Genomic DNA, 14,936 nt, shown 5'->3' on the forward strand with positions numbered 1-14,936 from the left:
CGCAACGAAGGAGAGACCTCGTGACAAGGATCGCTGTCGTGGGGATGGCGTGCCGCTACCCGGACGCCACGTCGCCCCGTGAACTGTGGGAGAACGCCCTCGCCGGGCGGCGGGCCTTCCGCCGGCTGCCCCAGGTGCGGATGAGTCTGGACGACTACTGGGATCCGGACCCGGCCACGCCCGACCGCTTCTACGCCCGCAACGCCGCGGTCATCGAGGGCTACGAGTTCGACCGCATCGCCTACAAGATCGCCGGTAGCACCTACCGTTCCACCGACCTCACCCACTGGCTCGCCCTCGACATGGCCGCCATGGCGCTGGCCGACGCCGGGTTCCCGATGGCGGAGGGACTGCCCCGCGAGCGCACCGGCGTGGTCGTCGGCAACACGCTGACCGGCGAGTTCTCCCGGGCGAACCAGCTGCGGCTGCGCTGGCCGTACGTGCGTCGCATGGTCGCCGCCGCGCTCAAGGAGCAGGACTGGGACGACGACCAGCTCACCACGTTCCTCGACGACTTCGAGGCGACCTTCAAGGGCCCGTTCCCGGAGGTCGACGAGGACACCCTCGCGGGTGGGCTGTCCAACACCATCGCCGGGCGCATCTGCAACCACTTCGACTTCAAGGGCGGCGGCTACACCGTCGACGGCGCCTGCTCCTCGTCCCTGCTCTCCGTCGCCACCGCGTGCAAGACCCTCTCGGACGGCGAGGTCGACGTGGCGGTCGCCGGCGGGGTCGACCTGTCCATCGACCCCTTCGAGATCATCGGTTTCGCCAAGACCGGCGCGCTGGCGCGCGGCGAGATGCGGATCTACGACCGCGGCTCGAACGGGTTCTGGCCCGGCGAGGGCTGCGGCATGGTGGTCCTGATGCGCGAGGCGGAGGCCCGCCAGGCGGGGCACCGCATCTACGCCACCATCGCGGGCTGGGGCATCTCCTCCGACGGCAAGGGCGGTATCACCCGGCCCGAGGTCGCCGGCTACCAGCTCGCCCTGCGCCGGGCGTACGACCGGGCCGGGTTCGGCATCGAGACCGTCGGGCTCTTCGAGGGCCACGGCACCGGCACGGCGGTGGGCGACGCCACCGAGCTCCAGGCGCTGTCGCTGGCCCGACGCACCGCCGACGAGAACTCCCCGCAGGCCGCGATCAGCTCGATCAAGGGCATGATCGGGCACACCAAGGCGGCGGCCGGCGTCGCCGGCCTGATCAAGGCCGCGATGGCGGTCCACCACGAGGTGCTGCCGCCCACCATCGGCTGCGTCGACCCGCACGAGATCCTCACCGCCGAGCAGTCCGCCCTGCGGGCCCTGCGCAAGGCCGAGGCGTGGCCGCGCGAACTGCCGGTGCGCGCCGGCGTGACGGCGATGGGCTTCGGCGGCATCAACACCCACATCGTGCTGGAGAACGCGCAGCCGCGTCGCTCGTCCCGGCTGGACAGCCGCTTCCGCAACCTCGCCGCCTCGATGCAGGACGTGGAGCTCCTGCTCGTCGACGGGGGCAGCTCGCAGGAACTGCGTGAGCGGTTGCAGCGCCTCGTCGAGTTCGTGCCCACGGTGTCGTACGCCCAGCTGGGCGACCTCGCCGCCACCCTGCACCGGGAGCTGCGCGACCTGCCGTACCGGGCGGGCGTGGTGGTCTCCTCGCCCGAGGACGCCGAGCGGCAGCTGCGCCGGATCTGCGACGCCCTCGACGCGGGCGAGGTGCGCCTGTTCTCCTCCGACGGCCGCTGCTTCCTGGGCCACGTGAGCGGTCCGGGCCGCATCGGCTTCCTCTTCCCCGGGCAGGGGTCCGGCAAGGGCACCTCGGGTGGCGCGCTGCGCCGCCGCTTCGCCGACGTGGAGGAGGTGTACCAGCGGGCGGCGCTGCCGCGCACCGGCGACATGGTCGCCACCGCGGTGGCCCAGCCGCGGATCGTCACCGGTTCGCTGGCCGGCCTGCGGGCGCTGTCGCTGCTCAACCTCGACGCGACGGTCGCCGTCGGGCACAGCCTCGGCGAGATCGCCGCCCTGCACTGGGCCGGCGTGCTCGACGAGGAGGCCCTGCTCCGGGTCGCCGGCGTGCGCGGCCGGACGATGGGGGAGCGCAGCGCCTCCGGCACGATGGCCAACATCGGTGCCCCGCCCGAGCGGGTGGCCGGGCTGATCGCTGGCCTGTCCGTGGTGATCGCCGCGTACAACGGGCCGGAGCAGACCGTGATCGCGGGCTCGGAGGCCGCGGTGGAGGACGCCTGCGAGCGGGCCCGCTCGGCCGGCCTGCGGACCACGGGGCTGTCGGTGTCCCACGCCTTCCACTCCCCGCTGGTCGAGCCGGCCGCGGACGCCTTCCTCGAGGCGCTGGCGGGGGAGCGGTTCGGGCCCGTCACCCGGCGGGTCGTCTCCACCGTCACCGGCGAACCGCTCGCCCACGACACCGACGTCTCCGCCCTGCTGCACCGCCAGATCACCGACCCGGTGCTGTTCAGCCAGGCCGTGGCCCTCGCCGCCAAGGAGGTCGACCTCTTCGTCGAGGTCGGCCCGGGGCAGGTGCTCTCCGGTCTCGCGGCGGCCAGCACCGACCTGCCGGCGGTGGCGCTCAACACCGACGACGAGTCGCTGGCGGGCCTGCTGCGCGTCGCGGCGGCCGCGTACGTCGTCGGCGCCGGCGGCGTGGAGGGCACCCTCTTCCACGACCGGCTGGTCCGGCCGCTGGAGGTGGGCCAGAACTTCCGCTTCTTCGCCAGCCCCTGCGAGTCCGCACCGGTGGTGAGCCTGCCCAAGGGCACCGGCGTCCGGGCGGCCGGTCCGCCGGCGGCCGACGGGCAGCGGCCGGAGCCGGAGCAGCCGGCCGGCGAGTCGAGCCTGCAACTGCTGCGCCGGCTGGCCGCCGAGCGGGCCGAGCTGCCGCTGGAGATGGTGCACGACGGCAGCCAGCTCCTCGACGACCTGCACCTCAGCTCGATCACCGTCGGCCAACTGGTCAACCAGGCGGCGCAGCAGCTCGGGGTGCCGGCCGCGCAGACCCCGACCAACTTCGCGACGGCCACCGTCGGGCAGCTCGCCGAGGCCCTGGAGCAGCTCGCCCGGACCGGTCGGGAGACCGACGCGTCCGGCCCGACCATCGTGCAGGGCGTCGCCGACTGGTGCCGGGCCTGGTCGGTGGATCTCGACGAGGCGCCGGCCCCGGTCGCCGCCCGGACCGAGGCCGACGGACCCTGGCAGCTGTTCGCCCCCGCCGGCCACCCGCTCGCCGAGCCGCTGCGCGCGGCCCTGCAGGCCGCCGGCCTCGGCGCGGGCGTGCTGGTGTGCCTGCCGGAGGAGTGCGCGGAGGCCGATCTCGAACTGGCCCTGCGCGGTGCGCAGGCGGCGACCGCCGCCGCCCCCGGCACCCGGTTCGTCCTCGTCCAGCAGGGCGCGGGCGCGGCCGGGCTGGCCAAGACGCTACGGCTGGAGGCGCCGCAGCTGCGGACCACGATCGTGCACACCCCGCCGGTGCCGGAGGCCGTGGCCCGGGTGACGGCGGAGGTCGCCGCCACCGACGGCTTCGCCGAGGTCGACTACGACGCCGCCGGGCGGCGCCGGGTGCCCACCCTGCGCGGGCTGCCGGTGCGCCCGGCCGAGACGCGGCAGCCGCTGGGCGCCGAGGACCTGCTGCTGGTCACCGGCGGCGGCAAGGGCATCACCGCGGAGTGCGCCCTGGCGATGGCCGTCGACAGCGGCGCCAGCCTCGCCGTGCTCGGCCGCTCCGACCCCGCCCAGGACGACGAGCTGGCCGCGAACCTCAAGCGGATGGCGGACGCCGGCGTGCGGGTGCGCTACGCCCGGGCCGACGTGGCCGACCCGGAGCAGGTGCGGCAGGCCGTCGACGGGCTCGTCGCCGAGCTGGGACCGGTCACGGCGGTGCTGCACGGCGCGGGCCGCAACGAGCCGGCGGCGTTGACCGGCCTCACCATGGACGCGTTCCGCCGCACGTTCGCGCCGAAGGTCGACGGCCTGCGCGCCGTGCTCGACGCGGTCGACGGCGACCGGCTGCGCCTGCTGGTGACGTTCGGCAGCATCATCGGCCGGGCGGGCCTGCGCGGCGAGGCGCACTACGCCACGGCCAACGACTGGCTGGCCGAGCTGACCGTCGACTTCGGCCGACGCCACCCGAACTGTCGCAGCCTCTGCCTGGAGTGGTCGGTCTGGTCCGGCGTCGGGATGGGCGAGCGGCTGTCCGTGGTCGAGGCGCTGACCCGCGACGGCATCACCCCGGTCACCCCCGACCAGGGGGTGCAGATGCTCCGGCGCCTGCTCGCCGACCCGCACGTACCGTCGGTGGTGGTGGTCAGCGGGCGTACGGAGGGCATCGACACGGTCCGGGTGGACAGTCCGGAGCTGCCGCTGCTGCGGTTCGTGGACCGCCCGCTCGTGCGCTACCACGGCGTCGAACTGGTCGCCGAGGCCGAGCTCAAGCCGGTCACCGACCTCTACCTCGACCACCACCGGCTGGACGGCAACCTGTTGTTCCCGGCGGTGTTCGGCATGGAGGCGATGGCCCAGGTCGCCGCCGCGGTGACCGGACGGGACGACACACCGGTGGTCGAGCGGGCCGAGTTCCTGCGGCCCATCGTGGTGCCGCCGGAGGGCAGCACCACCATCCGGATCGCCACCCTCGTGGTCGAGGACGACGTCGTGGACGCGGTCATCTACAGCGCGGAGACGGAGTTCAGCGCGGCGCACTTCCGGGCGCGGCTGCACTTCACCGGCACGCGACCGCCGGCAGGCCCGCCCGAGCAGGTGCCCGCCGGGCTGCCGGCGGTGCCGCTGGATCCCGCCACCGACCTGTACGGCGACATCCTGTTCCAGGGTGGACGGTTCCAGCGGCTGCGCCGCTACCACCGGTCGGCCGCCCGGCATGTCGACGCCGACGTCGTCACGGCTCCCCGGACGCGCTGGTTCGCCGACTACCTGCCGGACAACCTGCTGCTGGGCGACCCCGGCGTGCGGGACGCCCTCATGCACGGCAACCAGGTCTGCGTCCCCGACGCGACGCTGCTGCCGGCGGGGATCGAGCGGCTGCACCCGGCGGGTACCCGCCTGACCGAGACCGAGGAGCTCCGCTACTGCGCCGAGGAGCGCAGCCGCGACGGCGACACCTACGTCTACGACATCGCGCTGCGCTCCGCCGACGGTGCGGTCGTGGAGCGGTGGGAGGGCCTGCGGCTGCGGGCGGTACGCAAGAAGGACGGCCGTGGCCCGTGGGTGGCGCCGCTGCTCGGCTCGTACCTTGAGCGGGCGGTCGGCGACCTGGTCGGCGGCGCCGTCGCCGTCGCCGTGGAGCCGACCCCGACGGACCAGGGCGGACGCGGCGAGCCGTCCGGGCAGGGCACGCCGGACGAGACCCGTCGGCGCCGGGCCCGGACCGCGGTGGCCGCCGGCCGGGCCGCGGGTGGGCCGGTCGAGGTCGCGTACCGGCCCGACGGTCGCCCCGAGCTGGCCGACGGGCGGTCCCTCTCCGCCGCGCACGCCGAGGACCTCACGCTGTGTGTGGTGGGGGCCGGGCCGCTGGCCTGCGACGTGGAGGCGGTACGCGCCCGGGAGGAGTCGGTCTGGCAGGGGCTGCTCGGCGCGCACGTCGACCTCGCCCGGCTCTGCGCCGCCGACGGCGGGGAGTCCCTGGACGCGGCGGCCACGCGGGTGTGGGCGGCGATCGAGTGCCTGCGCAAGGCGGGGCTCTCGCACCGGGCGCCGCTGGTCGCGGTGCCCTCGGACCGGGCCGGCTGGCTGGTCTTCGCCTCCGGCGACCTGCGGATCGCCACGCTCGTCACGACCGTGCGGGACCTGCCCCAGCCGATGGCGTTCGCGATCCTGACGGAAGGACGGGCCTAGGCGATGGACAAGTACTTCGAGTACCTGCACACGGTGGGCTTCGAGGAGACCAACCTCGTCGGCAACGTGTACTACGTCAACTATCTGCGCTGGCAGGGGCGCTGCCGGGAGATGTTCCTGAAGGAACGGGCGCCGGACGTGCTGGCGGACGTACGCGACGACCTGAAGCTGTTCACCCTCCGCGTCGACTGCGAGTTCTTCGCCGAGATCACCGCGTTCGACGAGCTGTCCATCCGGATGCGCCTGGTGGAGCTGGCGCAGACCCAGCTGGAGTTCAGCTTCGACTACGTCAAGCTCGACCGGGACGGCGGCGAGACGCTGGTGGCCCGGGGCCGGCAGCGCATCGCCTGCATGCGCGGCCCGAACACCCGCACCGCGCCGGCGAGGGTGCCGGAGGCACTGGTGACGGCGCTCGCGCCGTACACCTCGGCGCGGCGCACCTGACGGCGCGAGGAGGAGACGTCGTGGACGTACAGCGAACACTCACCGTCGGGACGCCCGACGTGACGGCACTACGGCGGGCGTACGGCGCATTCGCGACCGGCGTCACGGTGGTGACCGTCGGCGGTGCCACCCCGCACGGGATGACCGCCAACTCGTTCACCTCGGTGTCGCTCGACCCGCCGCTGGTGCTGGTGTGCGTCGACCGCAACGCGGTGATGCACGCCTGTCTCTCCGAGACCCGGGAGTTCGCGGTCTCGGTGCTGACCGACGACCAGGAGAGGGTGGCCCGGTACTTCGCCGACGGGCGGCGACCGCTCGGCGGTGAGCAGTTCGACCAGGTGGACTGGCGGCCCGGCGCGACGACGGGGGCGCCGCTGATCAGCGGCGCCCTCGCCCACTTCGAGTGCGAGGTGTGGCGTTCCTACGACGGCGGCGACCACACCATCTTCCTCGGCCGGCTGCTCTCCCTGGAGCGCCGGGCGGACGGGGAGGCCCTGCTCTTCCTCTCCGGACGGTTCCGTCAGGTCGAGCGGGAACGGAGTGAGGCGGCATGACGACGATCGAGGGAGCGGCCCGGCGCACGCCGCCGGGCCCGCCCCGCTCCGCCGGCCTGCACATGCTGGTCCTGATGGGCCGGGACCGGCTGCGGATGATGACCCTGGCCGCGGAGCGGTACGGCGACGCCGCCCGGCTGCCGGTCGGTCCCAAGCAGCTCTACTTCTTCAACCATCCCGACCACGCCAAGCACGTCCTGTCCGACAACAGCGCCAACTACCAGAAGGGCATCGGCCTGGTGCACGCCCGCCGGGCGCTCGGTGACGGCCTGCTCACCAGCGAGGGTGAGCTGTGGCGCAAGCAGCGCAAGGTGATCCAGCCGGCGTTCCAGAAGGGACGGCTCGCCCAGTACGCCGGGGTGATCGGCGAGGAGGCCGCGCTGCTCGTCGAGCGGCTGGTGGCGCGGGCCGGCGGCCCTCCGGTCGACGTGCTGGAGGAGATGACCACGCTGACCCTCGGGGTGCTCGGGCGGACCCTGCTCGACGCCGAGCTGAGCGGCTTCCACGGCGTCGGCGCGTCGTTCGCGGCCGTGCAGGACCAGGCGATGTTCGAGCTGGAGACGCTGAGTGCGGTGCCGCCGTGGATCCCGCTGCCCCGGCAGCTGCGGTTCCGGCGCGCCCGCCGCCACCTCCAGCAGGTCGTCGACGAACTCGTCGCCGGTCGGGGCCGGAACGTGGACGGTCGGGACGACGTGCTCTCGCGCCTGATCATCTCGACCCGGCTCGAGAAGGACCCGCGGGTGGCCCGGCAGCGGCTGCGCGACGAGCTGGTCACGCTGCTGCTGGCCGGGCACGAGACGACGGCCAGCACGCTGGGCTGGAGCCTGCACCTGCTCGACCGGCATCCGGAGATCCGGCAGCGGGTCCGCGAGGAGGCCGTGACGGTGCTGGGCGACCGGCTGCCCGGGTACGAGGACCTGCACCGGCTGCGGTTCACGGCGATGGTGGTGGAGGAGGCCATCCGGCTCTACCCGCCGGTCTGGCTCCTGCCCCGCAAGGCCCAGGAGGACGACGAGATCGGCGGGTACCACGTGCCGGCCGGGGCCGACATCCTCATCTCCCCGTACACCCTGCACCGGCATCCCCGGTTCTGGGACGAGCCGGAGCGCTTCGACCCGGACCGCTTCGACCCGTCGCGCAGCACGGAGCGCCCCCGGTACGCGTACATCCCGTTCGGCGCCGGCCCACGGTTCTGCGTGGGCAACAACCTGGGCATGATGGAGGCCACCCTCGTCCTGGCCATGCTGCTGCGGGACGTGCGCCTGGCCGGGGTGCCGGGCCGTCCGGTGGTGCCCGAGCCGATGCTGTCGCTGCGGGTGCGCGGCGGGCTGCCGATGACGGTGCACAAGGTCGACTGATCCCCACGCGGCGGTCCCGCGGGCGCCACGGCGTCCGCGGGACCGCCGCGTGTCCGCCCGGGTGGCCGCAGCGCCCCGGGCGCCGGCTCCTCGGCTGCCTACGGGGTCGACGACGAGGGTTCGGTGCGGTGGCGTGGCCGGGGGCGGTCCCTCTGCGGACATGCGGACACCCCGGCCGCCGACGCCGTTGCGGGCGCCGGCGGCCGGGGTGCCCCGTGGCCGACCACGGGTGGACGCGGCGGTGGGGAGCATCGCCTGAGGGGTACGCGGTGCTCCGCCCGTGGGCGGGTCAGGCCGCGTACACCTCGGCCCGGTTCTCCCTCTGCGCCTGGCGTTCGCTCGCCGCCTTCCGGCTGTCGAGCAGGGCCAGGAGCACCGGTGGGTCTATCTTGGAGACCTGCTTGAGGTGCGCGTCCGCGGTCAGGGTCTGACGGCCGCGCACCACCAGCGGGCCCACCGCGGACACCATCATCGTGTCCTGCTCGAGCCGGAGCACGTCGCCGGAGACCGAGTGGCACAGCAGGTACCAGGTGCCGTCGGGCACGTTCACGAAGCGGTAGACGCCCGGCGACTCCAGGATGGCGCAGCGTACCGGCGGGCCCTCCGGGATGCGGTGCTGGAACAGGCCCATGAAGATGAGCCCGGGCACCGGCCCGCGGGCGGGGGCGGTGACCCGCCCGGTGATGGTGCCCTGCGTCAGGCCCGTCGGGCGTTGGGTGGGGATGCGCGGCGTGAAGCCGCCCATCCGCCGGTACGTGGTTGGTGGCAGGCCGACGCTCTTGGTGAACCTGGTGCTGAACGTGCCGACGCTGTTGTAGCCCACCCGGAGGCTGATGTCCGTGACGTTGAGCCTGGTCGTGGTGAGCAGCCGCTTGGCCTCCTGCAGGCGGATCGCGGACAGGAACCGACCGGGCGAGATGCCGGTGACCCGCTGGAAGATCCGCGTGAAGTGGAACTTGCTGAACATGGCTGCGCGTGCCATGTCGTCCACCGTCAACTGCTCCGATAAATTGCTGCGCATCGTGTCGATCGCCCGTTCCACTGCCTGCTCTGCGCTGTCGTGCATTTGTCTCCCCCGGATTGCGGACAATCCCAATGTGTGGATGTGGCGAATTGGGCCGAGTCATTTGGGAGCATCGACCGCCACTATTCCCCGCTAACCGCAGTCGATGCTAGCCCAGGCCGGTCGGCCGGTCAACACGTTCTGCGTTCGGAGAGTAGCGCGGAGTGACGACGGGGGGCTTATCAATTCTTGCCCAGAATTGGCACGTGCCACTGTACGTTCCGAGTGGAGATCGCTAAGATTGCACTTCGTATTGTGGAACTCGCCAGTATCCGCGCCGCCGTCTATCAATCCTTAGCGTAATTTTTCGGACATCGGCGGCCCGTTCCGATGCGTGGCGATCGAGCGGCCGGGTGCCCCCGTCGCCGGCGTGTCCGATCCGCCGTTGATGAACATCTATCAATGGCTAGCGATCGATCTCTATGGCAAGATTGCCCAAACGTTCGCCAGGGCGGAGGACGCGTGCGTATCTCGGAGCTCAGTCGACAGAGTGGCGTGTCGGTCCCGACGATCAAGTTCTATCTGCGTGAGGGATTGCTCCCGGCGGGCCTGCCCACGGGCCGTAACCAGGCGGACTACAGCGAGCGGCACCTGCGACGGATCCGACTGATCCGGACCCTGAGCGGGATCGCCGGGCTCGACCTCTCCTCGGTCCGGGAGATCCTGGCGGCCATCGACGACGACGAGGTCACCCTGCGGGACGCGTACCAGGTGCTGGACCGCGCCCTCTACCTCGACGGGTCGGAGACGCTGGGCCGGGCGGCCGTGGACTGCGCACGGGCGGAGGTGGCCGAGTTCGCCGACGCACTCGGCTGGTCCCGCGAGACCAGCGCCTCCGGCGGCGAGGTGCTGGCGCAGGTGCTGGCCGGGCTGCGCAGCCTGGGCTGCGAGGCCGACGCACCCTTCTTCCTCTCCTACGCCCGCGCCGCCGAGCAACTCGTCGTCGCGGAACTCGACCTGCTCGCCGGCGACGGCGGGACCGAGAAGGGTCCGGCGATCGTGCGCAGCGTCCTGTTCGGGGTCGCCCTGTCCGCCCTGCGCCGCATGGCGCACGAGCACCACGCCGCGCTGCGATTCCCACTAAATACGGTTGAGTGCGCTCCTGGAACGGGTGAGATGCCGGATCCGACCGGCCGGTAACGTGCGCGTCCTCCTCGGCCACTGAGCAACTTTTGAGAAGAACTCAAGCCGTGCTCCCGCGACCATAAGTGAGCCGGCGGCGACTTTCGCGGCCGGTTCACCAGGCATCGTGAAGGGACCGCACGCCATGCCTCGATCGGCTGAGAATGGGCAGCGCCGGCCACGTACGCCGTAGCGCCCCGCGTGGGTGAATGCCCCGTTCCGACGGCGATGAACTGCTGAAGGATGACAGCGATAAAATTGTCGCCGGGACAATTCACTCCATTTCTCGGTCGGCGACACTGCCCGTCGCCAGGCCCGGCCGCACGGCGAGACCAGCCGTTGCACGGCACGGGTGGTGGCCCAATCTGGAGGGGAACCCCTTGCCATCCCAACCCGTCGGCGCCATCCGCCGAATCATTCCCGCTGTCTTCGTGTTGGTCCTCGTGGCCGCGTTCTTCGTCGTCGCCCGGCTGCCCAGCGCGTCGGCCGAGGAGCGTCAGACGCTGGCGTCGCGGTTCGGCTTCACCGAGCTGCCGATCGCGCTGCCGCCCGGCCTGCCCGAGCGCACCGTGCGGCCGGTCAATCCCGAGTACGAGCACATCCGTGCCTGGGTCTCGTCGGTCGGCGCCGCCGTCGCGGCCAACGACCTCGACGGCGACCTGATCGCCAACGACCTCTGCCTGGTCGACACCCGCAGCGACAGCGTCATCGTCACGCCGTCGCCCGACGGGCCCGCCCGGTACGCGCCCTTCGTGCTGGACCCCGCGCCCCTGCCCACCCACAAGGCGATGGCGCCGATGGGCTGCGTGCCCGGCGACTTCAACGGCGACGGCCGCACCGACCTGCTCGCCTACTACTGGGGTCGCACGCCGGTGCTGTTCCTGCACCGCGCCTCCGCCACGGGACCGCTGGCCATGGGAACCTTCCACCCCACCGAACTGGTCGGCCAGCCGTCCTCCTCCGGCGGCGAGTACCAGGGCAAGCTCTGGAACACCAACGCGGTCGCGGTCGCGGACTTCGACGGTGACGGCCGGCCCGACATCGGCGTCTTCAACTACTTCCCCGACAGCCAGGTGCTCGACCCGGCCGGCCAGCCGAACGTCGAGATGAACCACTCGCTGTCGAGGGCGCAGAACGCCGGCGGGGCGCACGTGCTGCGCTGGACCGCCGCCACGAGCGGCGACAACCCGACCGCGACGTACGTCGAGCAGTCGGCCATCCCGCCGGAGTACGCCACCGGCTGGACCCTCGGCGCCGGCTCCGCCGACATCGACGGCGATCTGCTGCCCGAGCTGTACCTCGCCAACGACTTCGGGCGGGACCGCTTCTTCCACAACGTCTCCACGCCGGGCCAGATCCGCTTCGCGATGGCCGAGGGCCGCCGCGGCGCGCTCACCCCGAAGTCCATGGTGGTCGGCCACGACTCGTTCAAGGGCATGTCCATCGAGTTCGGCGACCTCGGCGGCACCGGCAAGTTCGACATGTTCGTCAGCAACATCACCACCTCCTGGGGCCTGGAGGAGAGCAACTTCGTCTGGCGCAACAACTCGTCGAGCCTGGCCGACGCCCGCAAGCGGTTGAGCGAGGGCAAGGCCGTCTTCGACAACAAGGCCGCCGAACTCAACATGGCCTGGGTCGGCTGGGGCTGGGACGCCAAGATCGCGGACTTCGACAACAGCGGCGAGATGTCGGTGGTCCAGACCGCCGGATTCGTCAAGGGCAAGATCAACCGTTGGTCCTGGTTGCAGGAGCTGGCCATGAGCAACGACCTCATGCTCCGCAACCCGGCCATGTGGCCCAAGGCCGAGCCGGGCGACGACATCGCCGGCTCCGAGCCGTTCGCCTTCTGGGTCCGGGAGAAGAACGGGCGCTACGCGAACATCAGCGCCGAGCTCGGCATGACCGACAGCACCCCGAGTCGCGGCGTGGCCGTCGCCGACACCAACGGCGACGGGGGTCAGGACTTCGCGGTGGCCCGCCAGTGGGGCGCCCCGTCCTACTACCGCAACGACAAGCCCGGCAGCGGCAACTTCCTCGGCCTGCGGCTGTGCCGCCCCGGTGAGGACGGCCGCGGCACGCCCGCGTACGGCGCCCAGGTCCGGGTGAAGACCGCGGACGGTCGTACCCGCGTCGCCCAGCTCGACGGCGGCAGCGGCCACTCGGGCAAGCGCAGCTTCGACGTCTTCTTCGGTCTCGGCGACGCCGGCGCCAAGCCGGTCTCGGCGGAGATCGCCTGGCGCGACCTCAACGGTGGCGTGCACAAGCAGACCCTCGACCTCGCCGCGGGCTGGCACACGATCATGCTCACGGACAAAGCCCAGGAGATGAACGCCAAATGACCGACGTCCGAGACAGCGCCCGCACCGACACCGACGTGAGGGGGGTGGGGGGCACCGCGGTCGCCGACGCCCCGGTCGGCCCGGCGCCGACCGTCACCTTCGACCGCAACGCGTCGGTGGCGGCCACCCCCGGAGCGCCCCCGCGGGTCGACCGGCGGGACCCCCGCTACCTGGCCCTGCGCAACTTCGCCATCTCCATGAGCATCTTCAACATCCTCGGCTACACGGTGCTCGGCTTCGAGCAGCCCTGGACCTGGCCGCTGCTCGCCCTGGCGGTCGGTTACGCCACCGAGATCGTGGTCGAGCTGGTCACCGCCCGCGCGAACAAGCGCCCGCCCGCCTTCGTCGGCAACGGCGCGTGGGGGATGTACACGTTCCTGCTGCCCACCCACATCACCGCGCTCGCCGCGAACATGCTGCTCTACGCCAACGACAACTTCTGGCCGATCGCCTTCGCGGTGGTCGTCGCCATCGGCCAGAAGGCGATCTTCCTGGCACCGATCAAGGGCCGCATGCGGCACTTCATGAACCCGTCCAACTTCGGGATCACGGTGACCCTGGTCGCGTTCTCCTGGGTCAACATCGCCCCGCCGTACCACTTCACCGAGGACGTCCCGGACATGATCCGGATCTTCGTGCCGCTGATCATCCTGACCGCCGGCACGGTGCTCAACGGGGTGCTGACGAAGAAGATCCCGCTGATCGTGGGCTGGGTGGGCGGCTTCGTCATCCAGGCGCTGGTGCGGCACTTCATCTGGGACGTCGCGCTCTGGGCGGCCCTGCTGCCGATCACCGGTGTCGCGTTCGTGCTCTTCACCAACTACATGATCACCGATCCGGGCACGACCCCCAGCTCGGGCCGGGCCCAGTTCATGTTCGGCGCGAGCGTCGCCGGCGTCTACGGCGTGCTGATCGCCTTCAACGTCGTCTACACGCTCTTCTTCGCCGTGACGATCGTCTGTCTCGCCCGGGGTCTGCTCTGGTGGGGCATCTGGCTGCGGGACCGCTCCCGGCGTACGAGCACGCCGGCGGCGCGGCCCGCCGTCACCTGACGCACGGCCGGTCCGTCGCCGGCGCGGCCCCGGGTGGGCGCGCCGGCGACGGACGCCGGGTGACCGACCCCACCACGGACGGAAGTGAGGCGATCCACGTGCACCCCACCCCGGAGGCCCCGGCGCGACGTGCGCCGGTGGAGCCCGTAGCCCCGCCGGCAGGCCGCCGACGGACGGCGGTGATCAGCGCCGCGGCGGGCGTGCTGCTCGCCGTGCTCTGGTCGTTCGAGCTGGTGGACTCGGTGATCGGCGACACCGTCGCCGACACCCTGCTGGGCCACGACGCGAAGGGCGCCGCCATCAGCGGTACGGCCGCGGGGCTGCTGTTCGCCTTCGTGTCCGGCTTCGCCGGCACCTTCACCGCCTGCAACATCGCGATGGCGGCCTCGGTCGGCCCGATGAGCCAGGCCGGCGCGACCGGCCGCCGCCACGGCGTACGGTCGCTGTTGCGCCCCGTCGCCTGGCTGACCGTCGGCATGTTGGCGGTGTCGGCTACCTACGGCGCGCTCGGGGTGCTCCTCGGCGAACGCCTGCCGCAACTGTCCACGGACACCGTCGGCGGGATGCCCGTGCGCCTGATCCAGTCCTCGGTGGTCTTCGGGCTGATCGGCCTGGCGCTGACGTACCTCGGGCTGGCGGCCCTCGGCCTGCTGCCCGACGTCTTCGCGGCCCGGCCGGTGGCACGGGTGGTCGTCATGGGCGCCCTGGTCGGGGGCTTCCTGGTCGGCCGGCCGTACCCGCTGTTCAACAAGCTGTTCCACTGGGCGGTCGACACCGGCAACCCGGGATACGGCGCCCTCGCCTTCGCCCTCCAGTCGCTGGGCAACATCCTGATCGTGGCGGCGCTCTTCGCGGTCCTCATCCTGGTCAGCCGGGGGCGGTTCCTCGGCTGGATGGCGTCGCCGCGGCGCGCCGCGACCGTGACCGGATCGCTGCTGGTCGCGCTGGGCGTCTTCACCGTCGTGTACTGGGACCTGCGCGTGCCGGCCATCTTCGGGGTGGGCTGGTTCCCGACGATGCCGTACAACTGACCGGCGCCGCCGACGACGCCTCCCGGTCCGGGACGGACCGGGAGGCGTCGTCGGATCGGCTAGACGAGTAAGTCCTAACGGCCCCGGGGCTGCGGCATAGGCGAAGGGTGTTGAAGATCCGTTTGTGACG

9 protein-coding genes are annotated in these 14,936 nt (G+C 72.2%); 8 read left to right on the top strand and 1 reads right to left on the bottom strand.

The window, feature by feature from the left end; all coding sequences use genetic code 11:
* Window positions 1-20 precede the first annotated feature (20 nt).
* From ACFHW0_RS17595 to ACFHW0_RS17610, 4 genes are read left to right on the top strand one after another with little or no spacing between them, the layout of a single operon-like run.
* The gene (locus ACFHW0_RS17595; RefSeq protein ID WP_416608938.1) at window positions 21-5,843 is read left to right on the top strand and encodes a type I polyketide synthase; all 5,823 of its coding nucleotides are present in this window, start codon (window positions 21-23) and stop codon (window positions 5,841-5,843) included.
* Between the two features lie 3 nt (window positions 5,844-5,846).
* On the top strand, window positions 5,847-6,287 hold the full coding sequence (locus ACFHW0_RS17600) for an acyl-CoA thioesterase (protein ID WP_132238187.1): 441 nt from the start codon (window positions 5,847-5,849) through the stop codon (window positions 6,285-6,287).
* Window positions 6,288-6,307: 20 nt separating this feature from the next.
* On the top strand, window positions 6,308-6,841 hold the full coding sequence (locus ACFHW0_RS17605; protein WP_416608940.1) for a flavin reductase family protein: 534 nt from the start codon (window positions 6,308-6,310) through the stop codon (window positions 6,839-6,841).
* Entirely contained in the window at window positions 6,838-8,199 is a 1,362-nt protein-coding gene (locus ACFHW0_RS17610; protein WP_416608942.1) for a cytochrome P450, read from the top strand. The genes ACFHW0_RS17605 and ACFHW0_RS17610 overlap by 4 nt, the downstream gene beginning before the upstream one ends.
* Before the next feature lie 289 nt (window positions 8,200-8,488).
* On the opposite strand, the gene ACFHW0_RS17615 is transcribed toward ACFHW0_RS17610, so the two are convergent.
* Entirely contained in the window at window positions 8,489-9,265 is a 777-nt protein-coding gene (locus tag ACFHW0_RS17615) for a helix-turn-helix domain-containing protein (protein WP_416608944.1), read from the bottom strand.
* Between the two features lie 459 nt (window positions 9,266-9,724).
* Here ACFHW0_RS17615 and ACFHW0_RS17620 point away from each other — a divergent pair, with 459 nt between their 5' ends.
* The 4 genes from ACFHW0_RS17620 to ACFHW0_RS17635 all read left to right on the top strand — a co-directional run bounded on the left by ACFHW0_RS17620 (window position 9,725) and on the right by ACFHW0_RS17635 (window position 14,806).
* On the top strand, window positions 9,725-10,402 hold the full coding sequence (locus ACFHW0_RS17620) for a MerR family transcriptional regulator (protein ID WP_416608946.1): 678 nt from the start codon (window positions 9,725-9,727) through the stop codon (window positions 10,400-10,402).
* Between the two features lie 413 nt (window positions 10,403-10,815).
* On the top strand, window positions 10,816-12,723 hold the full coding sequence (locus ACFHW0_RS17625) for a CRTAC1 family protein (protein ID WP_416608948.1): 1,908 nt from the start codon (window positions 10,816-10,818) through the stop codon (window positions 12,721-12,723).
* A complete protein-coding gene (locus ACFHW0_RS17630) occupies window positions 12,720-13,775 on the top strand; it encodes an enediyne biosynthesis protein (protein WP_416608949.1) in 1,056 nt (351 codons plus the stop codon). The genes ACFHW0_RS17625 and ACFHW0_RS17630 overlap by 4 nt, the downstream gene beginning before the upstream one ends.
* 59 nt (window positions 13,776-13,834) lie before the next feature.
* Entirely contained in the window at window positions 13,835-14,806 is a 972-nt protein-coding gene (locus tag ACFHW0_RS17635) for a hypothetical protein (RefSeq protein WP_416608951.1), read from the top strand.
* Window positions 14,807-14,936 lie beyond the last annotated feature (130 nt).

The sequence above is a fragment of the Micromonospora sp. LOL_025 genome (genome assembly GCF_048060285.1).
Taxonomy (GTDB): domain Bacteria; phylum Actinomycetota; class Actinomycetes; order Mycobacteriales; family Micromonosporaceae; genus Micromonospora.